The sequence below is a fragment of the Janthinobacterium sp. UMAB-60 genome, assembly GCF_900095235.1.
GTDB lineage: Bacteria > Pseudomonadota > Gammaproteobacteria > Burkholderiales > Burkholderiaceae_D > Janthinobacterium.
In genome coordinates this window covers 1-24,134 of sequence record NZ_LT607508.1, presented here as the reverse complement: position 1 = coordinate 24,134, position 24,134 = coordinate 1, and the positions used below count along the sequence as shown (strand labels likewise).

The following is a 24,134-nucleotide window of genomic DNA, read 5'->3' as shown; positions in this document are numbered from 1 at the left end:
CGCCAGTGACCGGACTTACGCCATGCTCATCGCTTTCCTCATCTTTCTCGCCACCCTGACCCTCGTCATCTGGCAGCCGCGCGGCCTGGGCATCGGCTGGAGCGCCGTCATCGGTGCTGGTGTCGCCTTGCTGGCCGGCGTCATCCACTGGGGCGACATCCCCGTCGTCTGGCATATCGTGTGGAACGCCACCGGCACCTTCATCGCCGTGATCATCATCAGCCTGCTGCTGGACGCGGCCGGTTTTTTCGAATGGGCCGCCTTGCACGTGGCGCGCTGGGGCGGCGGCAGCGGCAGGAAACTGTTCGTGCTGCTGGTCTTGCTGGGCGCGCTGGTGTCCGCCGTGTTCGCCAACGACGGTGCCGCGCTGATATTGACGCCCATCGTCATCGCCATGCTGCGGGCATTGAAATTTTCCGCCAAAGCCACCTTGGCCTATGTGATGGCGGCCGGCTTTATTGCCGACACGGCCAGCCTGCCGCTGGTGGTATCGAATCTGGTCAATATCGTCTCGGCCGACTATTTCAAGATCGGCTTTGCCCGGTATGCGTCCGTGATGGTGCCCGTCAACGTCGTCGCCGTGGCCGCCACCCTGGGCGTCTTGCTGCTCTTTTTCCGCCAGGATATCCCGCGCGATTACGATGCCTCGCAACTGAAGCGCCCGGACGCCGCCATCCGCGACTTGTCCACCTTCCGCGCCGGCTGGCTGGTGCTGGCGCTGCTGCTGGTGGGATTTTTCTCGCAGGAACACCTGGGCGTGCCCATCAGCCTGATCGCCGCCGTGGGGGCCGCGCTGCTGCTGGGCGTGGCGGGCAAGGGCCATGTGATTTCCACGCGTCATGTGATCCGTCATGCGCCGTGGCATATCGTCGTCTTTTCACTGGGCATGTATCTGGTCGTGTACGGCTTGCGCAACGCGGGCTTGACGGCGTACCTGACGGGCATGCTGAACCACTTTGCCCAGTATGGCGTGTGGGGTGCGGCCATGGGCACGGGCGTGCTGACGGCCTTGCTGTCGTCCGTGATGAACAACTTGCCGACGGTGCTGGTGGGCGCGCTGGCCATCGACCCGACGACGGCGCAGGGTGCCGTGCGCGAAGCGATGATTTACGCCAACGTCATCGGCAGCGACCTGGGGCCGAAGATCACGCCGATCGGCAGCCTGGCCACCTTGCTGTGGCTGCATGTGCTCGACAGCAAGAATATCCACATTTCCTGGGGATACTATTTCCGCGTCGGCATCGTGCTGACCGTGCCCGTGCTGCTGGTGACGCTGGCCGCGCTGGCGCTGCGCTTGTCCTGAGTTCCGTGTATGGTGCTCACTGTGAGCAACTTTTTACTGGGAAATGATGAAACTATTGCTTGTGGGCGCCACGGGCCTGGTGGGCCGCGAAGTGCTGCGCCTGGCGCTGGCCGACGCGCGCGTCACGGCCATCGTCGCGCCCGTGCGCAAGCCCTTGCCGGCGCATCCCAGGCTCGAGGCGCCCCTCGTTGATTTCGACCGCTTGCCGCCCGACGCACCTTGGTGGCAGGCGGCCGCCGTCATCTGCACCCTGGGCACGACCATGAAGGTGGCCGGCACGCGGCAGGCGTTCTTGCGCGTGGACCACGATTATCCGCTGGCCGTGGCGCGCCTGGCGCTGGCGGCGGGCACGCGCACGTATGCGCTCAATTCGGCCGCCGGCGCCAACGCCGGCTCGCGCATCTTCTACAACCGCGTCAAGGGCGAGCTGGAACGCGACCTGGAGCCGCTGGGTTTTGCATCGCTCACCTACGTGCGCCCGGGCCTGATCGGCGGCGAGCGCGACGTGGCGCGCGCTGGCGAGGGCGCCGCCTTGCGCCTGCTGCGCGTGCTGGGGCCCGTGCTGCCGCGCCGCTGGCGCATCAATCCGGCGCCGCGCATCGCGCAAGCCCTGCTGGAAGCGGCGCTGGCCGGCGCGCCGGGCGTGCATGTCGTCAGTTCGGAGCAGCTTTCGGCTTCAATCCCGTGAAGGTGACGCCGGACGGCTTCGGGCCCGGCATCGACCAGTGGGACATGATGTTGCAACTGCCTGCGTAGCGACCGCAGGCAGCCATGGCGTCAAGCGGCGCTCAGATACTGATTGAAATGCCAACCTTTATCGCTTACCATCGTTGGATGTTTTCACTAGGAAAGATTCCCATGCGCCCTACGTTCTTGTCTGATGTTGCACTGCACGCCATCGCCAGGCACGGAGGGCGGCATGGCTGACGACAGCCACCCGCCGGAGCCGCTCGTCATCGTCGCCAGCAACGGCACCGGCGGCGACATACAGCCGTTTGTCGCGCTGGCGCAGGGCTTGCGGCAACGGGGGCGGCGCGTGCTGCTGCTGGTGCCGGCCTGGCAGGAAGCGGCGGCGCTGGCCTCAGGTGTGCCGTATCGCACCTTCGGCACGCAGGAAGAGGGGCAGGCCATGCTGGGTGACCCGGGCCTGTGGGATGAGCGCAAGGGCTGGGGCGTGGTGTGGCGCGGCCTCGTGCCGCACCTGGGCGCCGTGCGCGACGTGGTGCAAGGCTTGCCGGACGGTGAAGAGTGCGTGGTGCTGTGCCACCCCTTCCTCGTGCCGATGGCCGCCCTGGCACGCTCCGTCCGCCCGGACCTGCGCATCGTCGCGGCGTATCTGGCGCCATCGAACCTGTGCAGCAGCCATGATTTCCTGGCGGCCGGCTCGCTGCGCATTCCCGCCTGGGTGCCGCTGGCCTGGCGCCAGGCCCTGTGGTGGCTGCTCCACCGCGCCATGGTCGACCCGGTGCTGCTGCCCGGCCTGAACGGCGCGCGTGCGCAGTACGGACTGCCGCCCGAAGCGCATTTTTTTGCGCACATGCTGGCCGCGCCCGATGCCTCGCTGGGGCTGTTTCCCGACTGGTTCGCCGCCCCGCAGGCGGACTGGCCGCCGCATTTCGTGCAAGCCGGTCTCGCCGGCGCCGCCACGCATGGCGCTGCGGCGCTGCCGCCGGAGCTGGAACGCTTTCTGGGCGAGGGCGAGCCGCCCATCGTCTTTACGCCCGGTACCGGCCACCAGCACGCGCAGCGCTATTTCAGCATCGCCCTGGAAGTGTTGCGGCGGCTGGGACGGCGTGGCGTGTTCCTCACGCCCCATGCGCCGCAAGTGCCGCAGCATTTGCCCCCGAACGTCATGTGGCAGGCGCACGCGCCGTTCGCGGCGCTGCTGCCGCGCGTGGCGGCCATCGCGCACCATGGCGGCATCGGCACCAGCGCGGACGCTTTCCGCGCGGGCATCCCGCAACTGATCGTGCCGTTTGCGTACGACCAGTTCGACAATGGCTGGAGGATCAAACGGCTCGGCGTGGGGGATGTCTTGCTGGCCAGGCGTTTGTCGGCCGGGCGCATGCGGCGGCAGCTGGCGCGCCTGCTGGCCGCGCCCGAGGTTCAGCTGGCGTGCGGCGAGGTGGCCCGCCGGATGCAGCAGGAACTGGAACCTGCCAGCCTGCTTGATCGGGTGGATGCGGCGCTGGCCGCCCGGACTATTTAGGGCATGTTGTGCGGTGTATCGTCGAGGGCGATGACCCGGTCGTCCGGGCCGGGCACGCAGCCGTCGGCGATCGCATCCCAGCCCCGGTGCACCACCACCTGCTTGCCGTCGTGGCAGATTTCCACGCGCTCGCTGGCGGGCAGGCGCTGGCGCGCGAACGCTTCCAGGCTGGCCGGCAGGCTCACCGCCAGCCGCATGGTGCCGATGGCTTCGGGCGGATGGTCGTCCATGTGCACGAGGGGCACGAAGATCGATCCCAGCATCAGCCAGCGCGCACCCACGTCGACGGCGGCGGGGTTGTAAGGCGCGGCGCGCAGCCAGTCCTGGGCGCGCGCGCGCAAGTCGCCGCCTTCGGCCAGTTCGCCCCAGGCGGCGGCCAGCATTTCCACCACCCACTGGTTGCAGTTCTGGTATTTCAAATTGAATGCATACGCGTTGGCGCTGTAGCGGCCCGCCAGCAATTGCTGCACGCGCACGGGGTCGAGCAGGGCGCGGCGCAGGGGCGGCACGCTTTCCGCCGGCAGTTTCACGACAGAGATGTAGCCGAGCGCGGGATTTGCCGTGCCCATGGCGAAACCGGCCGTGCCCTGGTCGAAGATGCGCGGACGGCCTTCGTCGCAGGCGTAGTACAGCTGGCGCGCGGACCAGCCATTGTCATTGTCGTGGCGCCAGGCCAGCGCCGCGTGCGAGTAGCGGATGCCGAAGCGGGCCAGGTCCAGGCCGGAGCGGCTGATCAGGGCCACGCTGCCTTCGCTGGCAGCCAGTTCCTCGCGCACCACGGCGGCAAAGCGCAGCAGCCGGTCCTGTTCCGTGGCCGTGAGTTCCTGCGCGCGGTCGCAAAAGCGCGATGAGGCGAGCGAGGTGCCTGCCTGGGCTGCGGCAGCGCTGAAGATGGCGCAAACGCCCAGCAGCAGTGCCGGGCGATGCAGGAAAAAACGGATCAAAGGCTGACGGGACGCGTGGCCATTTCGCCGTACCAGTCGTCGGCCAGCACGAGGAAGAAGGCGGCGCGCGTGTCGTTGCGCGAAAATTCGATGCCGTAGGCGCGGTTTTGCGCATGCACCACGTCGCCCTGCGCCAGTTGCTGCTTATCGAGCGCCGCTTGCGGCAAGTCCAGCACCAGCGGCGTTGCCGTGGCGTCGGCCTGCATGGTCAGACGCGTCATGCCGTCGCGGCCCGGCAGGGCGGCCACGTCGATGATGCGGTAAGGGCCATTGGCCACCTTGTTGTCGCGCGAGGAGCTGTTGCTCGAACCGTTGAGCGAATCGGAAATGCTGCCGCTCGACTGGGAACCGGCGCTGGAGGCCGAGGAAACGAAGCTGTCGGCGTTGGCGTTGCAGGCCATGGTCAAAGCTGCGGCCAGGCCGAGCATGCGTAGGGAGGTAGTCAAGGCAGTTTTCCAGTGCACATCAATGAAAGCGGGCCGGGTCCATCCCGGCCTGCGCCATGATAGCAGATCGGCCATCAGCTGAGGAGCACCTCGATCAGGCCCTTCGCTTCGGGCGACGGCTGCGTGCGCAGCACCTGCAGCACGGGATCGTGCTCCAGGTAGGCTTGCAGCGGCGCGCTGACGGTGACGCAGGCCTGCGGCAGCGGCGAGGGCACGGGCGCCAGCGCCTTGGCCAGCAGCAGGGTGTCGCGCAAGCCTTCGGGCGGCAGCATGATGGTCGAGCCGGGCAAGGCGTTGACGGCATCGGCCACGGACAGCGGCACATTCAGCTGGCGCATCAGCGCGCGGCCGATCACTTCCAGCGTGGACGCCATCTGCGTTTCCAGCTGGGCGTACAGGCCCGGGGTCTTGTCGGCCTGGGCCAGCATGTAAAAGCCGGCCACTTCATGCACGATGCCGGCGAACAGCGCCGTATCGGCATCCGTGTGCGTGACGGTGCTGGCCAGCGCATGCGCCAGCGCCGCCACGTGCACGGTGTGCGCCCACAGCTGGGTGGCGCGGGCGCGCAAGGCTTCGTCGCGGATGCCCGCATTCAGCTGGCGGATGACGGCCGCCGTCGCCAGCGCATACAGGTTGCGGTGCCCCAGCCGCTCGACGGCGGCGCGCACGCTGGTGATGGCGGGCGCCTGGCCGGGCGAGAACAGGGCCGAATTGGCCAGCGCCACGGCGCGCGCCGACAAGGTCGGTTCGCACAGCAGCAGCCGGCTGATGTCGGACGAGTGGCAATCGGGATTGGCCAATTCCTTTTGCAGCAGCAGGGCCGTATTGATGCTGGTGGGAAAGGCCAGGGTTTCCGTTTCGGCGCTGGACAGGAGTTGCGCCAGGCTGCTGAGCGTGTTGACGTGCATGGATAGGGGAGCGAGAAATGGCAATGGCCTCATATTATCAGGCAATCCGGCCCGCATGGCGTCCGGCAGCCTTTTCAGCCATGCGCCGGCCCGGGGTGCAAGCTGTTGCGCGGCGTTGCCGAGGTCGGCAATGTCAAGGCAGCAGCAATGCATGCTGGCTGGCCGTGTGGAAATCGCGCCACACGCGGTTGATGGTGCTGTCTTCGCGGGCCGCGTACAGGCCGCAATACGGGTACAAGCCATCGACGGCTGAGCGCGCCGCAGCCACCAGGGCCAGCGAGCTCGCTTGCACGGCCTGCATGGCGTTGTCGTCCAGCGCCGCGCCGCCAGCCACCGTGGCCCAGCTGTCGTCCAGCACGGCGTAAAAACGGGCGCGCGCGGCGGTAAATGCGTCTTTCTTGCCCTGCAGCATGGCGGCCACGTCCGGCACGTCGAGCAGCGGCAAGCCGGCGCGCGCATGGCGGCGGTGGCGCATGCATTCCTCGGCCAGTTGCATGAAATGCCCGGCCATGCCGGCCACGTTGGCGGCCAGGGTCACGTAGGCCAGCGAATAAAACGGGTAGCGGTACAGGGGGCCGTCGGCCGTCGCGCCGGTCGCATCGATGGTGAAACCGTGTTCCTTGGCAAGCCACTGGCCGTCGATGCGGTAGCTGTGCGAGGCGCTGGCGCGCATGCCGATGCTGTTCCACGAGGGCACCAGCTGCACCAGCGCGGCGGGCACGAGGAAGGCGCGGATGCGCGGCTGGCCTTGCGCATCGAGCAGGGGCTGGCCATCGCGCCGCAGCCGGGCGTTCAGGGTGAAGTGCGTGGCCATGGGCGCGCCGCTGGCGTAGTCCCAGCTGCCCGTGATGCGGTAGCCGTCGCCTTCTTCCTCCGCATGACCGGTGGCCGCGCCGCTGCCGCCCAGGCAGACGCGCGGCGTGCCGATGATGGCGCGCGCCATGTCGGGTGCCAGAAAGCCCGCGAACCAGCCCGCGCCCGCGCACAGGGTCAGCACCCAGCCCATGCTGCCGTCGATGGCGGCCACGGCTTCTTCCAGGCGCACCACCTGCGGCAAAGGGAGCTCGGCGCCGCCCGCGCCGCGCGGCGCCAGCATGGTCAGCCAGCCGCGCCGGTGCAGCAAGGCTTGCTGGGCCGGATGCAAAAAGCGGGCGGCGTCGGCCGCCTGAGCGTGGCGCGCGATGCGCCGCGCGTCGCGTGCGGAAAGGGGGGCGAGGGTAGCGAGGGCGGCGTGCGGCATGAGTAAAGTCCGGCAATGGCGAAGGCGGGCATTTTCGCACGGCGCGGCGTGCCGGGCATAGTCAGCGCCTGTTGCGGCGCCAGTCCGGCGCCTGTAAGCTGCGGGAAAGGGGACAATATGTGCAAAATCATCAATGCGGGGAGCGCGGCGGCATTGCTGCTGTGTCTGACGGCTTGCGCCAGCGTGCCGCCACCGCCACCGGTCGTCACGGTAGGCAAGGAAGACATCACCGTGGCGGGCCAGCGCGTCCACACGGTGGAGGAGATGCTGGCCGTGCTGTCCGAGAAGAACATTGCCAGCGTTGCCTTGCGGACGGAGCCGGATGTGCCCTACGAGCGCATCGGCGTGGCGATCTATTCCATCTTTCGCGCCGGTAGACAAGTGACGGAAGTGGACCGCTCCAAGGCGCCGTGAACCCGCATGCCGCCGGTTTGCCGCAGCATGGCGCGGACCAGTGCCATTCACCAGGAGCATCGCCATGAGCGCATCGGCTGCGACGCAAACGCAGCGCTGGCAGGATGTCAGCGCCGGCCTGTCGATCGCCGGCCTGCTGCTGCCGGAAGCGGTGGCGTATGCCAGCATCGGCAATCTGGCGCCCCAGGCGGGCATCCTTGCCCTGTTCGCCGGCTTGCTCTGCTATGGCGCGCTGGGCGCGAGCCGCTTTGCCATCGTTTCGGCTACGTCGTCGTCGGCCGCCGTGCTGGCCGCAGCCATGGCTTCCATGCCGGGCGGCACGGCGGGGCACCGGCTCATGCTGGTGGCGGGGCTGGTGATACTGACGGGTGCGTTTTTCCTGCTGGCCTGGGTGGCCAGGCTGGGCAGCGTCACGCAATTCATCGCCAAGCCCGTGTTGCGCGGCTTTTCCTTCGGCCTGGCCATCGTCATCATCGTCAAGCAGCTGCCCGGCGTGCTGGGCGTGCAGGCGGGCGGCGACGTCGTGCATCTCGTGCCCGGCTTGCTGGCGCGGGCGGGACAGTGGAACTGGCGCGGCGCGGCCCTGTGCGCGGCGGCGCTGCTGTTGCTGTTCCTGCTGCGGCGCGCGCAGCGCTGGCCCGCCGGACTGATCGTCATCGCGCTGGGGATCGCCGCCGGACAGTGGCTCGACTTGTCGCGCCACGGCGTGGCCCTGGTGGGCGCCATCGATATCAGCCTGGCCATGCCGGTCCTGCCGCGCCTGACGCAGGAGGAATGGACGCGCCTGGCCGAACTGGCGTTTGCGCTGGCGCTGATCCTGTATGCCGAATCGTATGGCGCCATCCGCAGTTTTGCCTTGAAGCATGGCGATCCCGTGGCGCCCGAGCGCGACTTGCTGGCGCTGGGCGCGGCCAATGTGCTGGCGGGATTGCTGCAAGCCATGCCGGTGGGCGCCGGCTATTCGGCCACGTCGGCCAACGAGGCGGCGGGCGCCACCTCGCGCCTGGCGGGTCTGGTGGCCGCCGCCGTGGTGGGCGTCATCGTGCTGACCCTGCTGCCGCTGGTGGCGCTCACGCCCGTGCCCGTGCTGGCCGCCGTGGTCATCCACGCCGTCAGCCATACCTTGAACCCTGTTTCCTTGCAGCCCTACTTTGCCTGGCGCCGCGACCGCCTGCTGGTGCTGGCGGCGATTGCCGGCGTGCTGCTGTTCGGCGTGCTCGACGGCTTGCTGGTGGCCATCGCCATCAGCCTGCTGCTGATGCTGCGCCGCCTGTCGCGGCCGGGCATGTCCGTGCTGGGGCGGCTGGGCGAGAGCCACGACTACGTCAAGCTGGCGCTGCATCGCGAGGCGCGAGCGCAGCCGGAGCTGCTGATATTGCGCCTCGATGAACCCTTGTTCTTTGTCAATGCCGAGCGCAGCCTGCACCTGGCGCGCGCCATGCTGGAGGAGCGGGCCGGTCCGCTGCGCAAGGTGATCCTCAGCCTGGAAGAGTCGCCCGACCTCGATGGCAGCAGCGTCGAAGCCTTGCGCGACTTTGCCGCATTCGTGCGCCAGCAGGGGCTGTCCCTGGCGCTGGCGCGCCTGAAGGAGCCGGCGTACACGGTGCTGCGGCTGGCGCTGGGCGACCTGCTGGCCGTGCAAGCCGGACCGGCGCTGCTGCTCAGTGAATTGAGCGTGGCCGAGGCCGTGCATCTGCTGGAGGATGCGGCAGCGCAAAAGTAGCTGCGACTGTGCTACGCTGGCGGCCAGGCGAGGCATCTAGGGACAAGGCATGACAAGCACGAAACCGCAACTGGTCAAGGCAAGGCTGAACAAGCTGCTGCCCACGCAAATCACGGTCGGCATGGCCGAGGTGGCGCTCAAGCGCGCGCACTGGGCCAGCCTGGGCCGGAAGGCGCGGACGGCGGCGCTGGCGAATCACTGGTTTCCCAGCATCATCGGCCCGGAAGGACGCCACTACATCGTCGACCACCACCATTTCGGCCTGGCGCTGCACCAGGAAGGCGTGAAAAGCGTCAGCCTGATGATACTCAAGGATCTGTCATGGTTGGAACCGCTGCACTTCTGGCATGTGATGGACCACCACCAGTGGGTACACCCGTACGACAACGAAGGCTTGCGCCGCGATTTTTCCGCCATCCCCCGGCACCTGAGCGGCTTGCACGATGATCCCTACCGCAGCCTGGCCGGCGAATTGCGCAGCGCAGGCGGCTACGCCAAGGATGTGACGCCCTTCAGCGAATTCCTGTGGGCCGATTTTCTGCGCAGCCGCATCGCGCCCGCCAGCCTGCGAAAGAATTTCCCCAAAGCACTGGCGCAAGCCAATAAGCTGGCGCGCAGCCAGCAGGCGCGCTATCTGCCCGGCTGGAGCGGCATCGTGCCGCCCGCCTGACGGCGCCTACAGCAGGAAGGCGCTGCCGGCCGCCAGTATGCCGGCCGCCGCCGCGCCCACGGAACCCCACAGCAGCCAGCGGCGCCGCGTCAGCACGGTGATGGCGGCCAGCGCCACGGCGATCTGGATGAGGCTCAGTGCCAGGGCCAGACGGTGGTGCGGGCGCAGCTTGGCGTCCGATTCCTCGCCCAGCTTGCGTGATTGCTCTTCCAGTTGGCGCGCGCTGGCTTGCACTTGCAGCTTGGCCTTGTCTTCCTTTGCTTGTTCGGCCAGGAAGCGGGCCTTGACTTCGGGCGCGGTGGCCAGCGCCGCCGTTGCCTCGGCGATATGCCCCTTGGTCGATTTTGCCTGGTACAAGGCCCACTGGTCGCTCGCCTGCGCCTGCAGCAGGATGCTCTCGTTCTTCAGAAACATCGCCTCGTTCTGGGCATTGCCGCTTTGATAATTGACCATCGCGCCTATCGTGGCGAGGATGGCCGTCATCAGCGCGATCTTTTGCGTCAAGCCATCGCGATCCTTTTCCGCAGCCTCTTCGACGGCGTGTTCATAAGGATTGGGCACTTCGTATTCGTCTTCCATGCTATATCTTTCGCGTAGCGGGGTGGGAAATGGCGCGATGATACCTGATCGGGCCGCAGCCTTCTGCGTGCCCGGCCGATCAGGCCATCCCACCCCGCCCGATGCGCGACGCGGGCGCGAAAGAAGTCGTTCAAAAAGAGGTGGAAGGCCGCAGTGTTCGCCGTGCGCGATGGCCAGGAAACCCCGTGCGCTGATGCAGCACACCATCATGGCGATGCACGGCAAGTCTGAAAAGACGTGAGCCGTGCACCGCGGCGCGGGATTCAGGCGCTTTTTGCCAGGCCTTCCGCTTCCCAGGCAGCCTTGACGCTGTCGCGCCGGGATACTCTGCCCAGGAAGGCTTGTACATTGGCCAGCGCGGACAAATCCACGCCCACGTTCGGCGCCCAGCCCGTGATGACGAACAGGTAGGCGTCGGCCACGGTAAAGGTGTCGCCCGTCAGGTAGGCCTGGCCTTCCAGGCGGCTGTCCACCCACTTGAATTTTTTGCCCAGTTGCTCGATGAATAAGGCTTTGGTGGCGGCGTCGAAGCGGGGATCGAACAGGGGACTGAACGATTTGTGCAGCTCGGACGTGATGTAGTTCTGCCATTCCAGCACCTTGTAGCGGGCAAAGTTGCCTACCGGCGGCAATAAATCCTGCCTGCCCGCCTGTTCGGCGATGTACTGGGCGATGACGGGGCCTTCGCTCAAGGTCGTGCCATCGTCGAGCGCCAGCAGCGGCACCTGGCCTTTCGGGTTGAGTTCGTAGTAATTGCCTCCTTCCAGCGTCCGGTGCTGGCCCAGGTCGACCTTCACGAGGGTGAAGGCCGCCCCCGTTTCGCGCAGGAGGATGTGCGGTGCCTGCGAGCAGGCGCCCGGCGAGTAAAAGAGTTTCATGGCGATCCTTGAACAGGTGGGAAAGCAGCCACTATAGTCCTGCGCCGCCGCACGGTAAACGTGGGCGAGGGGTAGCGCCCGATAAAACCGCCTGCGCGGGCCACGGCTACGACAGCGAGCATGTCGTTGAAGTTGGTTTGCGCCATGTTGTCACCTTTCAGTCATGCGTCGCGCTGCATTTTGCTGGTATTCTGCAAGCACCTCCCTGCCATATGGCCGGACTATCGCCTGATGAAAATATTTCTTTACTTGCTACTGGGTTTTGCCTTGGCCAGCGTCATCGCATGGGGTGCCTTGTTGCTGTGGGGCGCCCTGGTGTTGCAGCTGTCGCCCGGCGACAGCTATTGGGACCGCACACCGTACGGGGCTGATATGTTCATTGCCTGCTGGCTATTCCTCGCCATCGGGGCGGCCATCCTGGCGGCTCGGCTAGGCCGTTGACCCTGGTTTCATACAATTCATTAGCGCGCCCTGTACAGCGCCATGCTGGCCTTGCTGCTGGTGCTGTCATGCCGCCGGCGCGGCTGACCACTCGCGCAGCAATTGCCCGAACGCGTCGGCCGCCGCCGTGCTGCCAGCGGCGCGCCAGACGAGCTGGAACTGGGCGGCGGGCAGGGCGGGCAAGCCATGCTGGCCATCGACGATGACCATGCCCGGCTCCAGGTCGCCCTGCGGCAGGGCCGTGATGGCCAGCCCGGCCAGCACGGCCGCGCGCAAGCCCTGCTGGCTGGGCGAGGTGAACGCCACGCGCCAGTCGAGACCGGCGCCGTCGAGGGCAGTGACGCCCACTTGCCGGTGCATGCACGGTGCCGGTGAAAACGCCAGCGGCAGCGGCAGCGCGCCGTCGTGGCGGAAATCGTGCGCCGCCGCCCAGACGAAGCGCGTGCGGCGCAGCACGGCGGCGTCATCCTGGTCGCCGGCCAGGGCCATGACGACGGCCAGGTCCAGCGCATCGGCGGCGACGAGTTTCTGTAAGTCAAGATAGGTGCCCACCGTCACATCGAGGCGCACGGCGGGAAACAGCTGCGCGAACTGCGCCAGCAGGGCGGGCAGGCGCGCGCCCATGAAGTTTTCCGGCACGCCAAAGCGCACGGCGCCGGCAATCGAGGAACGCTGGAAGCGCCGCGACAGGGCATCCTGGGCCGCCAAGATCTGCCGCGCGTGGCGCAGGAAATCCTCGCCATCCTCCGTCAGGCGCAGGCTGCGCGTGGTGCGCAGCAGCAGCGCGGCGCCGGCCTGCTCTTCCAGGCGGCGGATCTGGTGGCTGATGGCGGACTGGCTCAGGTGCAGCCGTTCGGCGGCGCGCGTAAAGCCGCCCGTGTCCGCTACGGCGACCAAGGCGCGCAGCAGGGCGGTATCGAAGTCCATGAGGTTCCCGTGATTCATGATGAAAATGAATGAATTGTACAAAATTTTATCATTTCCCTCATGAGTCGAGGCTTTCTAGAATGGCGGCTCGCAGTGCGCCGTCTCCACGCGCGCTCCATGACTACCGACATCAAGGCTTCGATGCACCTGACTACTACGCAACAAAACGCACTGACCCTGGCCGCCGTGTGCCTGGCCTCGCTCATGTTCGGCCTGGAAATTTCCAGCGTGCCCGTCATCTTGCCCACCCTGGAAACGCTGCTGCACGGTGACTTCAAGGACTTGCAATGGATCATGAACGCCTACACCCTGGCTTGCACCACCGTGCTGATGGCGACAGGCACCCTGGCCGACCGCTACGGCCGCAAGCGCCTGCTGCTCGCCAGCCTGGCGCTGTTCGGCCTCAGTTCGCTCGCATGCGGCTGGGCCGGCAGCACGGGCGTGCTGATCGCTGCGCGTGCGCTGCAGGGCGCGGCCGGCGGCGCCATGCTGATTTGCCAGGTAGCGGTGCTGTCGCAGCAATTCCCGGCCGGCGCCGCGCGGGGCCGGGCGTTCGGCGCCTGGGGCATCGTGTTTGGCCTGGGCCTGGGCTTCGGCCCCATCATCGGCGCGGCCATCGTCGCGCTATCGAGCTGGCAATGGGTATTTCTCGTGCACGGGCCGCTGGCCGTCGTCGCGCTGCTGCTGGCGGGCCTGGGCGTGACGGAATCGCGCGATCCGCAGCAGCGCAAGCTGGACGTGGCCGGCATCGCCACCCTGTCGCTGGCCGTGTTCAGCCTGGCGTGGTGCATCACGCAAGGGCCGGCGCTGGGTGTCACGGATCCGCGCAGCGTGGCCAGCCTGGCCGTGGCGCTGCTCAGCCTGATGCTGTTTGCCGTCATTGAGCGGCGCCAGCCTGAACCGATGATCGATTTTTCCGTGTTCCGCATCCGCCGTTTCTCGGGCGCGCTGCTCGGTTCGGCGGGCATGAATTGCAGTTTCTGGCCGCTCATGATTTATCTGCCCCTGTACGTGCAGCATGGTCTCGGTTACAGCAGCCTGGGCACGGGCCTGACCCTGCTGGCCTACACCTTGCCCACCTTGCTCATGCCGCCGCTGGCCGAGCGGCTGGCACTGCGCTACCGGGCCGATGCGGTCATTCCCGCCGGCTTGCTGGCCATCGGCGCAGGTTTTTTGCTGATGTTATGGGGCAGCCATGCGGACGCCGCCAGCTGGCTGACCATCCTGCCCGGCTGCCTGCTGGCGGGCACGGGACTCGGCCTGACGAATACGCCCGTCACCAACACGACGACGGGCGCCGTGCCAGGCGAACGGGCCGGCATGGCGTCCAGCATCGACATCAGCGCGCGCATGGTCAGCCTGTCCATCAATATCGCGCTGATGGGCTTTATCCTCGTCGAAGGCATCCAGTCCGCCTTGCGGGCGCATTTGCCCGGCGCACCGGACGCGGCCACCTTGCGCGCCTTGGCAGAGGATTTGTCCGCAGGCAAGGGCGCCGGCGCGCTGCCGGCCGGCGTGGCCAAGCTGGCGCTGGCACAAGGATTTGGCGCCGTGATGCTGTACGGCGGCGTGGCCGCCTGTCTGTTCGCCTTGGCCAGCTGGCTGGTATTTGGCACCGGGCGGACGCGGCAGGCAGCCGGGCAGCCGGTGCGCTGAAATCCGGGAGCAGGGGAGGCTATAATCTGGGCACGTTGGCAAGTGTTGCTCAACGTTATTACGAGGCTGCCCATGCATAAACTGATTTCCGCACTCACCCGCCTGTACCTGTTCGAGGAACAGCAGCAATACGTCGACGCGCAGGGCGGCGTGCAGCCTTTGATGCCGGCCGTGCTGGCGCGCCATCTGTCAGGCGAGCAGACGGTAGCGGTGCGCCTGGTGAGCGAGAGCGGCCTGACGCGCGCGCTGGTGCTGGAGTTCGGCGGCAAGGGCGGCGGCGAAGCGCACTGGAGCGCGTTGTGCACGATCGCCAATGCCGTGCAGCATGAGCTGGACTTGCCGGCGCCCGCCGTCAGCATCTCGGGCACGGCGTTCCAGCTGTGGCTGTCGCTGGCCACGCCCGTGCCCGTCGCCCAGGCGCGCCAGTTCGTGCAGCTGTTGCGTTCCACCTTTTTACCCGCTTCGACCGATATCCTCGCCGTCGCGCCGCCCGCTTACGTGGAACAGGTGGCGCTGCCGCCATGCCTGCAGCCATCGGGCAAGTGGGCCGCCTTCATCCACCCCAGCATGGGCGCCGCCTTCGTCGACGAGCCGGGCCTGGACATGCCGCCGCCGCCAGCCGCCCAGCTGGGCTTCCTGGAAAGCTTGCGCAGCATCAACCCGGCCCAGTTTGCGCAGGCGCTGGCGAAATTGCAGGGACATGCGGGGCTGGCTGTCGCCGTGCCCGCTCCTGTCGTCGCCGCATTGCCAGCGGCAACGTCCGCCACTGCGCCGGGCTTGCTGCTGCAGGATGCGACGCTGGAAGACATCGTGCGCTGGTTGCATGCGCGCAATATCGAGCCGACTTTGCGGCACAGGTTGCCGTAGCGGGAGCGCTCTTCGTCCTTGGCCTTGTTGGTGTGACAATGTATGCATTTTTCTTATCGGCAATTTGTTATCCTCTACGGCCGCTCTTGCCCCATGTCTGCAATGAAAAGCCAGGTCGAGCATTGCGTTAACTTAAATTCAGGAAGCCATCCATGCACTTGCCAGCCGACACAAACGCACCCCGGGACTTTGACTTCATCATCGGCGATTGGCTAGTCAAACATCGCCGGCTCAATTCCAGATTCACCAATTGCAAGGAATGGACGGAGTTTGACGGGCTCTCGTCGACCGTCAAGACGCTGGGTGGCTTTGGCAACCTGGAGGACAACGTTCTCTACTTCCCGGAAGGTCGCTTCCGTGCCCTTGCACTGCGCTCGTTTTGTATGAAATCCGACACCTGGTCGATCTGGTGGCTCGATGCACGCAAGCCGACGACGCTCGATGTCCCTGTCGTTGGAAAATTCTCCAATCACATCGGCGTATTCTTTGCAGATGACCTACTAGATGGCCAAGCAATAAAAGTGCGCTTTACCTGGAGTGCCACACCTGGGGAAAATCCCCGTTGGGATCAGGCTTTTTCCAAGGACCAGGGAAGAACATGGGAAACGAACTGGACCATGGATTTCGTGCGCGCCGCACAGCAAATGGCACCCCTTCAGCCTTGAAGACTGCGGCGGCCAACGACGGCAAGCGGCCTATTGGGTTGAAAAACGCGGGTACGTTGATGTTTGGATAGAAATTCTGCCAGCCTCGACTGGCCAGAACCGCCGCTATTGAACGATCACCGACTGCTTGGAGGTCCGAGACCTCCCGAAATTGTTGCCGCTCGACTTCTAACGGTTAAATCGAGTAACGGCACTGACATAGCCGAGCCAAAGATTGTTTCAGACTTCAGTCAATCTGGCCCAGGCGAATTCACTGACGCCGTGGCAATTTCCAGCGAAACCGTATTATGCAATTCAGCCTATGAATATCAACTACACATCCGATCAGCCATGCGCCGAGGCGTTCAAGGCACTGTACGACACGACTGGCTGGGGGCCGATATCACGCGGGACTGCGTTCTATCAAGATTCGCTTGACGGCTCCTGGTGTTCGCGATCCGCCTATTTTGGCGGCCAACTTGTCGGTTTTGTGCGTGTCATTTCGGATGGTCGCTTGCATGCGTTTGTCACCGAGATGATTGTTCACCCCGAATTTCAACATCAAGGAATCGGAGCCGCTTTACTCAGCTCAATTCTTGGCGATTGTCGTGCCGCTGGCATTGCAGATGTTCAGCTTTTCAGCGCCAAAGGCAAGTCGATATTCTACGAAAAACTTGGATTTTCCTCGCGACCGGAAGATGCGCCTGGCATGCAATTCAATGCAGTCACCTGACCAGTCGTTCAAGCCACCCCTCTATCTCTGGATGGCGTGCCGTCTGTGGCGCAGGCGTCCATGGCGGCGTCCCATGTCAGCGGCATCCTGAAGTCAAGCCGCCATTTCCCTTGCCAAGGTCAACACCAGTTCCTCCGCCTCCATTTCCCGCGCCAGCGGCGCGCCCTGGCCGGCCCATTGCGCGGCAAATTCGCTGTCGCCGTGCTGGCTTGCCAGCGCGTTCAATTGTTTTGCTGCATCGTAGGCGACGGGGTAGTCGGCCGGCGGCGGGCTGCCCGGCGCTTCGCCATGCTCGATCAGACGGTTCACCATGCCGCGCGCCAGGCGGCCCGAGAGGACGCTGGTCAGGCGGGTGCTGGCGGCCCGTTCGCTTTTCAGGTTGGCGCGGTAGCCCACGTTGGCCGACGATTCCGGGCACAGCACGAACGCCGTGCCCAGCTGGGCGGCTGCCGCGCCCAGGTCCAGCGCGGCGCGGATGCCTGCTCCATCCATGATGCCGCCGGCGGCGATCAGGGGGAGCGTTGTGCGACCAGCCAGCAGGCGCAGCAGCACCGATGTGCTGTGGCGCTCGTCCGGCGCTTGCGGGTCGAAGACGCCCCGGTGTCCGCCTGCTTCCACGCCTTGCGCCACGATGGCGTCGACCCCGGCCTGTTCGATCATGGCCGCCTCGCGCAGATTGGTGGCCGTGGCCATCGTGTAGATGCCGGCCTGGCGCAGGGCGGCAATTTGCTGCTGCGTCGGCAAGCCGAAATGAAAGCTGACGACGGCGGGGCGCTGTTCCAGCAACAGGGCAAACGCTGCCTCATCGCCGAGAAAGGTTGAATATATCTCGTCGAGCTGCGCTGGCACGGGCACGCCCAACTCCGCGAACAGGGGCGCCAGATGGGCCAGCCATGCCGCTTCGCGCCGCGCATCCCTTGCCGCCGGCGCATGGCAAAACACATTGATATTGAAGGGGCGGTCCGTCAGCGCGCGTGTGTCTTCGATCATCTGGCGCGCCTGCGCCACCGTGCCGGCGCCGATGCCCAGCGAACCGAGGCCGCCCGCATGCGAGACGGCGGCCGCCATGCGCGGCGTGGAGACGCCCGCCATCGGCGCCTGGATGATGGGGTGCTGCAAGCCGAGACGGTCGAGGAAGCGCTGGGACGTGCTCATGATGTTTCCTTCACCAAGTTGAGGATGTCATATTTTGTTCTTATTTTGAGAATATAATAGCATGATAATTCTTAAATAGAGAACATGATGGACATGGAATCCCTGACGATTTTTTGTGCCGTGGCCAGTGAGCTGAGCGTCACGCAGGCCGCGGCGCGGCTGGGCCGCGCGCCGTCCAGCGTCACCACGCGCGTCCAGCAACTGGAAGCCGATATCGGCGCCGAGCTGTTCGTGCGAACGAATAAACGCATGGCCCTGACGGCGGCGGGCGAGCGCTTTCTCGAATATGCGCAGCGTTTGCTGGCGCTGGCGGAAGAGGCCAGGCATGTCGTCACGGGCGGGCGAGAAGGGGGCACCTTGCGCGTGGGCAGCATGGAAAGCACGGCGGCCAGCCGCTTGCCGGCGCTGCTGGCCGCGTATCACGCCCGCTATCCGGACACGCGCCTGGCGCTGAGCACGGGGCCGTCGCGCCCCCTGATCGAGCAGGTGCGCACGGGTTTGCTCGACTGCGCTTTCGTGGCCTTGCCGCCAGCGTTCGGCGGCGCCGCCGCGCTGGATGAGCTTGGCCTGGCATCGACCGCCGTGTGGCGCGAGGAGCTGTGCTTGCTGCTGCCGGCCAGCGAAGGGCAGGCGCGCCGCGCCACGGACGTGCGCACGCGCTCGCTGGCGGCGTTTCCGCAAGGCTGCACCTACCGCGGCATCGCCGAAGAGGTGCTGGGCGTGGCCGGCAGCACGCAGTGGCGCGTGCAGGAGCTGACTTCGTATCACACCATGATCGCCTGCGTGGCGGCCGGCGCCTGCGTGACGCTGCTGCCGGCCAGCGTGCTGGCGCTGTCAGACGCGCCAGCCACCCTGAAAACACTTTCTGTTGGGCAAGCCGACACCTTGCTGGTGTGGCGCACCGGGTTCGACGTGCCCGCGTTCCAGCATTTGCTGGTGCAGATAAGTAACCCCCAATAAATAAGAGCTTATTCGGACTGGATCTGAGCCGTGACATCGCGGCCTTGCCAGCAATGCCCTGATGCGGCCGGTGCCAGTTGTAATGATGGTTCCATTCCTGAGCATGTGGGCACGTTCCAGCGAGTTGTTATAAATGAAGCCGTAAGCCCATTCACGCGTTTTCGTGGGTTTCAACAGGATAGAGTTCGGTGAAGGCGATACGCATCCGGTCTTGTCCATGAAAGCGCACAGCAACCCCTACGCTAAAACTTGCGTGTCACCAGCTGTGTTTATCGGCCCGGCCGGTCGAGCGGCGCGGTGATTAATTGAGCACATGGTAATGGTCCGATATGCAGCGCTTCTTCAACTCCATGCAGGCAGACCTTCCGGAAATGATGCTTTAATGTAACGAGTAGCAAAATATATATATGCATGACGATGCATTCTAAATTATTATTAACAGCAGTTAATTTGCTGGTTTATCAAATGACCTTGTAAGTTAAAAGTTAATAAGTAAATAATAATATCCAGCGTCATACATTATACTAAGGAGAGTAAGTTGAAATCATTCGTCAGGAATCGTGTTTCTAGCGTCGCACTGGTCTCCGGTGTGCTTGTGGCGGCCTGGAGCCCCGCCAGTTTCGCCTGCTCCGATACGCCGGTGCTGGCGAGTATTTGCGTCATGGCCGTGCCGTTCACGTTCGGTCCTTTTAATCGCCAGTTTATTCTCGCTGCCGGGCAGGATTTGTCGATTAATAGCTATACGGCGCTGTACTCCTTGATCGGTACCACTTACGGCCAAACCAATAATACGACCTTCAAGTTGCCCGACCTGCGCGGCAAGTTCGTGATCGCTGCCGACGGCGTCAATTACAACGCAGGCGCTACGGGCGGGAAAAATTTCATCACCCTGACGACAGCCCAGTTGCCGCCGCATTTGTTCACCGTGACCGCGCTTCCGGTCGCCATGAGCGCGGTGACCGTCTCCACGACATTGCCTACGCTGAACGCCACGGTCAATATCGCCAGCAGCGTCGCGACCGGCACGGTGTCGGGTCTGAAATTGAACGTGGTCAATAGCGGCGGCGGTGTCGCGACTCCATCGGGTAACTATCTCGGCAAGAGCGGTAATGCTATCGCCAATATCTATTCCGCGGCAACGCCGGATGCAACCCTCAATGCCGCCACCATCAGCGGTGGCGATGTGTCGGTGACGGTCCCGGCCAGTTCCACAACCGTGACCTTGCCGGGCTCAACCGTGGTCGGAGCCGTGGGCGGCACCGCGACCGTCAGCGGCAACACCAATGTCGTCGGGCAAGCCACGCCGATTGATATCAGGCCGCCGTATATCGCATTGACGTATTACATCGCGGCGCAAAATGGCCTGTATCCGAGCCGCGACTAAGTAATGCTGATGCTGTGTTGATCGCGGCAATGAGGCGCACCTGCAGCGCCGCATTGCCTGCCGGGACAGCGCCTGCGTCCGTCACTGGAGATGCCGCAGTGGCTGAGCAAGCCACCAATAACGACTTTAGCTGGGATGCTGCTTTGCGTAATGTGAATGCAATGATCACTGCCGCGCTGTTTGCGGTCGCGGTGAACGCGGGCGCCGCTCCGCGCGACCTTTCTGCCGAGTTAAAGCGCGCTAACAAGGCCCTGGCAGCGCACGATTATGGGCTGGCCTACAAGGAATATGCGCGTGTCGCCGCCGGCAATCCTTTGGCGCAATTTAACCTGGGATTGATCGAACGCGAGGGCTGGGGACGCCCACGCGATCCTGTCGCAGCCTGTGCCTGGTTCGGCAAGGCGGCGCAAGGCAAGACCCCGGCCGCGCAACAGTTTTTTGGCGATTGCCTGGCTGCCGGCACCGGGCGCGCGCCCGATGGCAAGGCTGCTGTGGCGTGGTATCAGAAGGCGGCGCAATCAGGCATCGCGTATGCGAACTGCTCCGCCGGTGAACTGTATATCCGTGGCCAGGTCGTCGACAAGGATGTCGCGCGCGGCCTGGCCCTGTGTGCGCAAGCGGCGCAGGCGGGCTCGGCGCCGGCCATGCTGCGCCTTGCCGATTATTACAAGGACGACAAGGATGTGCCGCAAGATCTGGCGGCTGCGCGCTACTGGTATCAACAGGCAGCCGAATACCGCATTCCTGTGGCGCAATATCGCCTGGGCGTGATGCTGGGGCTGGGCGAGGGCGGCGCCGCCAACCCGGCCCTGGCCTTGTCGTGGCTCGAACATGCGGCCGTCGAAGGGTATGCGCCGGCCTATTTACCGGTGGCCATTTTGTATGGCAACAGTGCACCGGACCCTGCCACCGGCGCGCTGACGCCGGCCAACCTGGCAAAGATTTACATGTGGAGCCGCGCGGCCAGAGCCACCACCAGCAAGCCGGCGGAAATTGCCGAAATCGAGGGTATTGAACAATTGCTGCAGCAAGTAATGCCTCCGCAGTGGCAACCCGAGCTCGATCGCCGGGTGGCCGAGCATCTGGATAAATTTACTGTCAAATAGAATAAAACACAGGCGCCGCCGTTGCTGACGCAGCTCGCCTATCACCAGGGAAAATCACCATGCATGCTTCCATGAACAGAATCTATCGACTCGTCTGGAGTCATGTCCATCAAACCTGGGTGGCCGTCCACGAACGCGCCAAGGGCAAGGGCAAGTCGGCCAATCGCCGCCTCGTCGCCAGCGTGTTGCTGGCGGCCTCACACTCGGCCATGGCGGGGCCGACCGGCGGCCAGGTTACCGCCGGCAACGGCACCATCAACCAGAACGGCGCCACCACCACGGTGACGCAAGCGAGCCAGAACCTGTCACTGAACTGGCAGTCGTTCAATACCAGCAGCGGCGAGACGGTCAATTTTGTCCAGCCATCGGCCAGCGCCATTGCCGTCAACCGTATCAGCGGCAATAGCGCCACCCAATTCTACGGTGCGCTCAACGCCAACGGCCAGGTTTATCTGATCAATCCGAATGGCGTACTGTTTGGCGCCGGATCGCAAATCAACGTCGGCGGCCTGGTCGCTTCGACGCTCGACACCGGCGACGCCAGCCTGCGCGATGCCACGCGCCGATTCACGGGCATCGGTAGCGGCAGCATCATCAACCAAGGTGCGATCAATACTGCCAAGGGCGGTTACGTCGCCTTCGTCGGCAACACGGTCGCCAACCAGGGCGCCATCAAGGCCGGTACGGTGGCGCTGGGCGCCGGCAGCGATGTCACGCTGTCGTTCTCCGGCGATAGCCTGGTTCAACTGCAAGTGAACCAGAGCACGCTGAACAACCTGGCTGAAAATGGCGGTCTGATCAATGCCGACGGCGGCGCGGTATGGCTGTCGGCCGGCGCCAGGGATGCCGTGCTGGCCAGCGTGGTCAACAACACCGGGATTATCAGGGCGCGCAGTGTCGAGCAAGTCGGCGGCACCATCGTGCTGGGGGCGGGCAGCGCGGGCACGGCCACCAACAGCGGCACGCTCGACGCCGCGGGCCTCGCTGGCGGCGCCACTGGCGGCACCGTGAAAGTGCTCGGCGGCACGGTCACGCTGGCGGCAGGCAGCGTGGTCAATGTTGCCGGCGATGGCGGCGGCGGTACGGCGCTGATCGGCGGCAATTTCCTCGGCGCCGGCCCCGAGCATCATGCGCACACCACCACGGTCCAGGCGGGCGCGGCGATCAACGCCGATGCCATCAGCACCGGCAATGGCGGCAATGTCGCGGTATGGTCTGACAAGGTCACGCAATTCGACGGCGGCATCACGGCCCGCGGCGGTGCGCTGTCGGGCAATGGTGGCCAGGTGGAAACTTCGGGCAAGCACCTCAATATCAGGGGCAGCGCCTTGGTCAGTACGGCTGCGCCGCATGGGGTGGCAGGAAACTGGCTGCTCGACCCGGACGATATTACGATCGGCAATGGCAGTATATGGGGCAATTCGGTCGGCATCAATGTCGACACGCGCGTTCTGACGAATGCGCTCAATAACGGCAACGTGACCATCAAGACCACCGCATCTTCGGCCAGTTGCACGGGCACGCCGTGTACTGGAACGTCTGGCAATGGCGATATCATTGTGCTCGATGCCATTGGCTCCGTTATTAACTACAATAATGGCAATAATGTCATTGATTGGACCGGCAGCACTACACTCACGCTGAGTGCCTATCGAGATATTTACTTCAAATTCACGCCTGATGTGAAATATCCGGGAGCCCCCACTGGCCAGGATCTGGGGGGATCAATCTTTATTAACAATGGGGCCGGGAAAGTCGTACTGAGGGCAGACAATACTGCCAAGGGTACAGGCACAGTCACTTTTGATACTCCTTCTCAAAATGTGATTATCCTTGGCACCGGCACCACCTCTATTTATTACAACCCGAGCAGCTATAGCTCGCCGACGGACTATAGCGCCAACATCTACACTCAATTTGATGCCTATATGGCCATCAATGTAAGCGGCTCGGCTGCCTCCAAGATTTATGATGGCCTCGCGACGACCAGCGTGTCAGCTCTGACTTCCCTGTTGACCATGCCGACCGGATTGACGCTCAATACCGCCAGTGCGCAGGGCACCTTTGCCGACAAGAACGTCGGCACCGGCAAAACCGTGACCATTGCCGGCGTCACTGCTACCGGCACTGGTGCCGTCACCAGCACCTCCAGCGATGGCGCCACCGTCATTAGCTACGGCAACAACAGGTACTTCATCAATGGTCTCGACAGCAAGACCGCCACGATCACGGCCAGAAACATCAACGTCACCGGTGTAACGGCCAACGATAAGACCTATGACGGCAGCACTTCGTCCACCCTCTCCGGTAGCGCCAGTGTCGCCGCCAGTATCGTCAGCGGCGACAACGTCACGCTCGGTAGCGGCGCGGCCACCTTCGCCGATGCCAATGCCGGCGTTGGCAAGGCCGTTACCGTCACCGGCTATACGCTGAGCGGTATCGATGCCGGCAACTACGTGGTCACCCAGCCGAGTGGCCTGACTGCCACCATCAACAAAGCCAATTTGACACTCTCCGGCAGCAAAACCTACGACGGCGCCAGATCGGTGGCGGGCAGCACGTTGACGGCGACCGGCGTGGCCGGCCAGCAGTTCAGCGTCACCGGGGCCGGCGATGCGTCGAATTTGAGCAGCAAGAACGTGCAAAGCGGCGCGGCGCTTGCCAGCGCAACGGGCCTGAGCCTGGGCAGCGGCAGCAATGGCGGCCTGGCCAGCAACTACAACGCGATCGGCGTCGCCGGCAGCAGCTACACGGTCACTGCCAAAGGCGTGACCCTGACCGGCATCAGCGCCGTCGACAAGACCTACGACGCCAGCACCACGGCCGCGCTCAACACCGCCAACGTGGCGTACTCGGGTCTGGTCGGCGGCGACGCGGTCACGCTGTCAGGCAGTGGCACGGGCAGCTTTGCGACGAAGAATGTGGGTGCCAACAAGGCCGTGACCGT

The 24,134-nt window shown here is 64.9% G+C and carries 23 protein-coding genes; 15 read left to right on the top strand and 8 right to left on the bottom strand.

Annotation, left to right across the window (positions count from 1 at the left end):
- Positions 1–22 precede the first annotated feature (22 nt).
- The 3 genes from K0F86_RS26570 to K0F86_RS26560 all read left to right on the top strand — a co-directional run bounded on the left by K0F86_RS26570 (position 23) and on the right by K0F86_RS26560 (position 3,512).
- The gene (locus K0F86_RS26570) at positions 23–1,303 is read left to right on the top strand and encodes an arsenic transporter (RefSeq protein ID WP_219137120.1); all 1,281 of its coding nucleotides are present in this window, start codon (positions 23–25) and stop codon (positions 1,301–1,303) included.
- A 46-nt stretch (positions 1,304–1,349) separates the two neighbouring features.
- On the top strand, positions 1,350–1,991 hold the full coding sequence (locus K0F86_RS26565; RefSeq protein WP_219137119.1) for an NAD-dependent dehydratase: 642 nt from the start codon (positions 1,350–1,352) through the stop codon (positions 1,989–1,991).
- Positions 1,992–2,222: 231 nt separating this feature from the next.
- Entirely contained in the window at positions 2,223–3,512 is a 1,290-nt protein-coding gene (locus tag K0F86_RS26560; RefSeq protein WP_219137118.1) for a glycosyltransferase, read from the top strand.
- Here K0F86_RS26560 and K0F86_RS26555 read toward each other — a convergent pair.
- The 4 genes from K0F86_RS26555 to K0F86_RS26540 all read right to left on the bottom strand — a co-directional run bounded on the left by K0F86_RS26555 (position 3,509) and on the right by K0F86_RS26540 (position 7,050).
- The gene (locus K0F86_RS26555; RefSeq protein WP_257572396.1) at positions 3,509–4,456 is read right to left on the bottom strand and encodes a DUF2145 domain-containing protein; all 948 of its coding nucleotides are present in this window, start codon (positions 4,454–4,456) and stop codon (positions 3,509–3,511) included. The genes K0F86_RS26560 and K0F86_RS26555 overlap by 4 nt on opposite strands.
- On the bottom strand, positions 4,453–4,884 hold the full coding sequence (locus tag K0F86_RS26550) for a hypothetical protein (protein ID WP_099764075.1): 432 nt from the start codon (positions 4,882–4,884) through the stop codon (positions 4,453–4,455). Before K0F86_RS26550 ends, K0F86_RS26555 begins: the two co-directional genes overlap by 4 nt.
- A gap of 92 nt (positions 4,885–4,976) precedes the next feature.
- On the bottom strand, positions 4,977–5,843 hold the full coding sequence (locus tag K0F86_RS26545) for an HDOD domain-containing protein (RefSeq protein ID WP_219137117.1): 867 nt from the start codon (positions 5,841–5,843) through the stop codon (positions 4,977–4,979).
- A 100-nt stretch (positions 5,844–5,943) separates the two neighbouring features.
- Positions 5,944–7,050 carry an acyl-CoA dehydrogenase gene (locus K0F86_RS26540; RefSeq protein WP_219137116.1) on the bottom strand — a complete coding sequence of 369 codons (1,107 nt, stop codon included), beginning with the start codon at positions 7,048–7,050 and terminating at the stop codon, positions 5,944–5,946.
- A 117-nt stretch (positions 7,051–7,167) separates the two neighbouring features.
- Between K0F86_RS26540 and K0F86_RS26535 the strand changes: the two genes are divergently transcribed.
- From K0F86_RS26535 to K0F86_RS26525, 3 genes are all read left to right on the top strand, one after another.
- Positions 7,168–7,464, top strand: a complete 297-nt coding sequence (locus K0F86_RS26535) for a hypothetical protein (protein ID WP_219137115.1) — start codon at positions 7,168–7,170, stop codon at positions 7,462–7,464.
- Between the two features lie 64 nt (positions 7,465–7,528).
- Complete coding sequence (locus K0F86_RS26530; RefSeq protein WP_219137114.1) at positions 7,529–9,187, top strand: SulP family inorganic anion transporter; 1,659 nt, start codon at positions 7,529–7,531, stop codon at positions 9,185–9,187.
- A 49-nt stretch (positions 9,188–9,236) separates the two neighbouring features.
- Positions 9,237–9,857 (top strand): ParB-like protein, encoded by a 621-nt coding sequence (locus tag K0F86_RS26525; protein WP_219137113.1) that lies wholly within the window; start codon positions 9,237–9,239, stop codon positions 9,855–9,857.
- 6 nt (positions 9,858–9,863) lie between these two features.
- On the opposite strand, the gene K0F86_RS26520 is transcribed toward K0F86_RS26525, so the two are convergent.
- Positions 9,864–10,436 carry a DUF4337 domain-containing protein gene (locus K0F86_RS26520; protein WP_219137112.1) on the bottom strand — a complete coding sequence of 191 codons (573 nt, stop codon included), beginning with the start codon at positions 10,434–10,436 and terminating at the stop codon, positions 9,864–9,866.
- Positions 10,437–10,699: 263 nt separating this feature from the next.
- Positions 10,700–11,314 (bottom strand): glutathione transferase GstA, encoded by a 615-nt coding sequence (gene gstA / locus K0F86_RS26515; RefSeq protein WP_219137111.1) that lies wholly within the window; start codon positions 11,312–11,314, stop codon positions 10,700–10,702.
- Positions 11,315–11,434: 120 nt separating this feature from the next.
- Between gstA and K0F86_RS26510 the strand changes: the two genes are divergently transcribed.
- The gene (locus K0F86_RS26510; protein ID WP_219137110.1) at positions 11,435–11,755 is read left to right on the top strand and encodes a hypothetical protein; all 321 of its coding nucleotides are present in this window, start codon (positions 11,435–11,437) and stop codon (positions 11,753–11,755) included.
- Between the two features lie 66 nt (positions 11,756–11,821).
- Here the strand turns inward: K0F86_RS26510 and K0F86_RS26505 are convergent, their stop codons facing one another.
- Positions 11,822–12,682, bottom strand: coding sequence for a LysR substrate-binding domain-containing protein (locus tag K0F86_RS26505; protein ID WP_219137109.1), 861 nt, complete (start codon positions 12,680–12,682; stop codon positions 11,822–11,824).
- A 141-nt stretch (positions 12,683–12,823) separates the two neighbouring features.
- On the opposite strand from K0F86_RS26505, the gene K0F86_RS26500 reads away from it, so the two are divergent.
- From K0F86_RS26500 to K0F86_RS26485, 4 genes are all read left to right on the top strand, one after another.
- Complete coding sequence (locus tag K0F86_RS26500) at positions 12,824–14,338, top strand: MFS transporter (RefSeq protein WP_219137145.1); 1,515 nt, start codon at positions 12,824–12,826, stop codon at positions 14,336–14,338.
- A gap of 72 nt (positions 14,339–14,410) precedes the next feature.
- Complete coding sequence (locus K0F86_RS26495; protein ID WP_219137108.1) at positions 14,411–15,205, top strand: hypothetical protein; 795 nt, start codon at positions 14,411–14,413, stop codon at positions 15,203–15,205.
- A 152-nt stretch (positions 15,206–15,357) separates the two neighbouring features.
- Complete coding sequence (locus tag K0F86_RS26490) at positions 15,358–15,870, top strand: DUF1579 domain-containing protein (protein ID WP_219137107.1); 513 nt, start codon at positions 15,358–15,360, stop codon at positions 15,868–15,870.
- A gap of 301 nt (positions 15,871–16,171) precedes the next feature.
- A complete protein-coding gene (locus tag K0F86_RS26485; protein WP_219137106.1) occupies positions 16,172–16,582 on the top strand; it encodes a GNAT family N-acetyltransferase in 411 nt (136 codons plus the stop codon).
- Between the two features lie 93 nt (positions 16,583–16,675).
- On the opposite strand, the gene K0F86_RS26480 is transcribed toward K0F86_RS26485, so the two are convergent.
- The gene (locus tag K0F86_RS26480; protein ID WP_219137105.1) at positions 16,676–17,737 is read right to left on the bottom strand and encodes a nitronate monooxygenase family protein; all 1,062 of its coding nucleotides are present in this window, start codon (positions 17,735–17,737) and stop codon (positions 16,676–16,678) included.
- A gap of 87 nt (positions 17,738–17,824) precedes the next feature.
- Here K0F86_RS26480 and K0F86_RS26475 point away from each other — a divergent pair, with 87 nt between their 5' ends.
- The 4 genes from K0F86_RS26475 to K0F86_RS26460 all read left to right on the top strand — a co-directional run.
- Positions 17,825–18,697, top strand: coding sequence for a LysR family transcriptional regulator (locus K0F86_RS26475; RefSeq protein WP_219137104.1), 873 nt, complete (start codon positions 17,825–17,827; stop codon positions 18,695–18,697).
- Positions 18,698–19,235: 538 nt separating this feature from the next.
- Positions 19,236–20,081, top strand: a complete 846-nt coding sequence (locus K0F86_RS26470; protein WP_257572395.1) for a phage tail protein — start codon at positions 19,236–19,238, stop codon at positions 20,079–20,081.
- A gap of 161 nt (positions 20,082–20,242) precedes the next feature.
- Positions 20,243–21,187, top strand: coding sequence for a tetratricopeptide repeat protein (locus tag K0F86_RS26465; RefSeq protein WP_257572394.1), 945 nt, complete (start codon positions 20,243–20,245; stop codon positions 21,185–21,187).
- A gap of 71 nt (positions 21,188–21,258) precedes the next feature.
- Positions 21,259–24,134: YDG domain-containing protein (locus K0F86_RS26460; protein WP_257572393.1), on the top strand; the 2,876-nt coding region annotated here is incomplete at its 3' end.

Excerpts from the sequence above, each read along its gene's own strand:
- K0F86_RS26570 (WP_219137120.1), top strand. The coding sequence starts at position 23 with ATGCTCATCGCTTTCCTCATCTTTCTCGCCACCCTGACCCTCGTCATC.
- K0F86_RS26565 (WP_219137119.1), top strand. The coding sequence starts at position 1,350 with ATGAAACTATTGCTTGTGGGCGCCACGGGCCTGGTGGGCCGCGAAGTG.
- K0F86_RS26560 (WP_219137118.1), top strand. The coding sequence starts at position 2,223 with ATGGCTGACGACAGCCACCCGCCGGAGCCGCTCGTCATCGTCGCCAGC.
- K0F86_RS26550 (WP_099764075.1), bottom strand. The coding sequence starts at position 4,884 with ATGCTCGGCCTGGCCGCAGCTTTGACCATGGCCTGCAACGCCAACGCC.
- K0F86_RS26545 (WP_219137117.1), bottom strand. The coding sequence starts at position 5,843 with ATGAGGCCATTGCCATTTCTCGCTCCCCTATCCATGCACGTCAACACG.
- K0F86_RS26540 (WP_219137116.1), bottom strand. The coding sequence starts at position 7,050 with ATGCCGCACGCCGCCCTCGCTACCCTCGCCCCCCTTTCCGCACGCGAC.
- K0F86_RS26535 (WP_219137115.1), top strand. The coding sequence starts at position 7,168 with ATGTGCAAAATCATCAATGCGGGGAGCGCGGCGGCATTGCTGCTGTGT.
- K0F86_RS26530 (WP_219137114.1), top strand. The coding sequence starts at position 7,529 with ATGAGCGCATCGGCTGCGACGCAAACGCAGCGCTGGCAGGATGTCAGC.
- K0F86_RS26525 (WP_219137113.1), top strand. The coding sequence starts at position 9,237 with ATGACAAGCACGAAACCGCAACTGGTCAAGGCAAGGCTGAACAAGCTG.
- K0F86_RS26520 (WP_219137112.1), bottom strand. The coding sequence starts at position 10,436 with ATGGAAGACGAATACGAAGTGCCCAATCCTTATGAACACGCCGTCGAA.
- gstA (WP_219137111.1), bottom strand. The coding sequence starts at position 11,314 with ATGAAACTCTTTTACTCGCCGGGCGCCTGCTCGCAGGCACCGCACATC.
- K0F86_RS26510 (WP_219137110.1), top strand. The coding sequence starts at position 11,435 with ATGTCGTTGAAGTTGGTTTGCGCCATGTTGTCACCTTTCAGTCATGCG.
- K0F86_RS26505 (WP_219137109.1), bottom strand. The coding sequence starts at position 12,682 with ATGGACTTCGATACCGCCCTGCTGCGCGCCTTGGTCGCCGTAGCGGAC.
- K0F86_RS26500 (WP_219137145.1), top strand. The coding sequence starts at position 12,824 with ATGCACCTGACTACTACGCAACAAAACGCACTGACCCTGGCCGCCGTG.
- K0F86_RS26495 (WP_219137108.1), top strand. The coding sequence starts at position 14,411 with ATGCATAAACTGATTTCCGCACTCACCCGCCTGTACCTGTTCGAGGAA.
- K0F86_RS26490 (WP_219137107.1), top strand. The coding sequence starts at position 15,358 with ATGCACTTGCCAGCCGACACAAACGCACCCCGGGACTTTGACTTCATC.
- K0F86_RS26485 (WP_219137106.1), top strand. The coding sequence starts at position 16,172 with ATGAATATCAACTACACATCCGATCAGCCATGCGCCGAGGCGTTCAAG.
- K0F86_RS26480 (WP_219137105.1), bottom strand. The coding sequence starts at position 17,737 with ATGAGCACGTCCCAGCGCTTCCTCGACCGTCTCGGCTTGCAGCACCCC.
- K0F86_RS26475 (WP_219137104.1), top strand. The coding sequence starts at position 17,825 with ATGGACATGGAATCCCTGACGATTTTTTGTGCCGTGGCCAGTGAGCTG.
- K0F86_RS26465 (WP_257572394.1), top strand. The coding sequence starts at position 20,243 with ATGATCACTGCCGCGCTGTTTGCGGTCGCGGTGAACGCGGGCGCCGCT.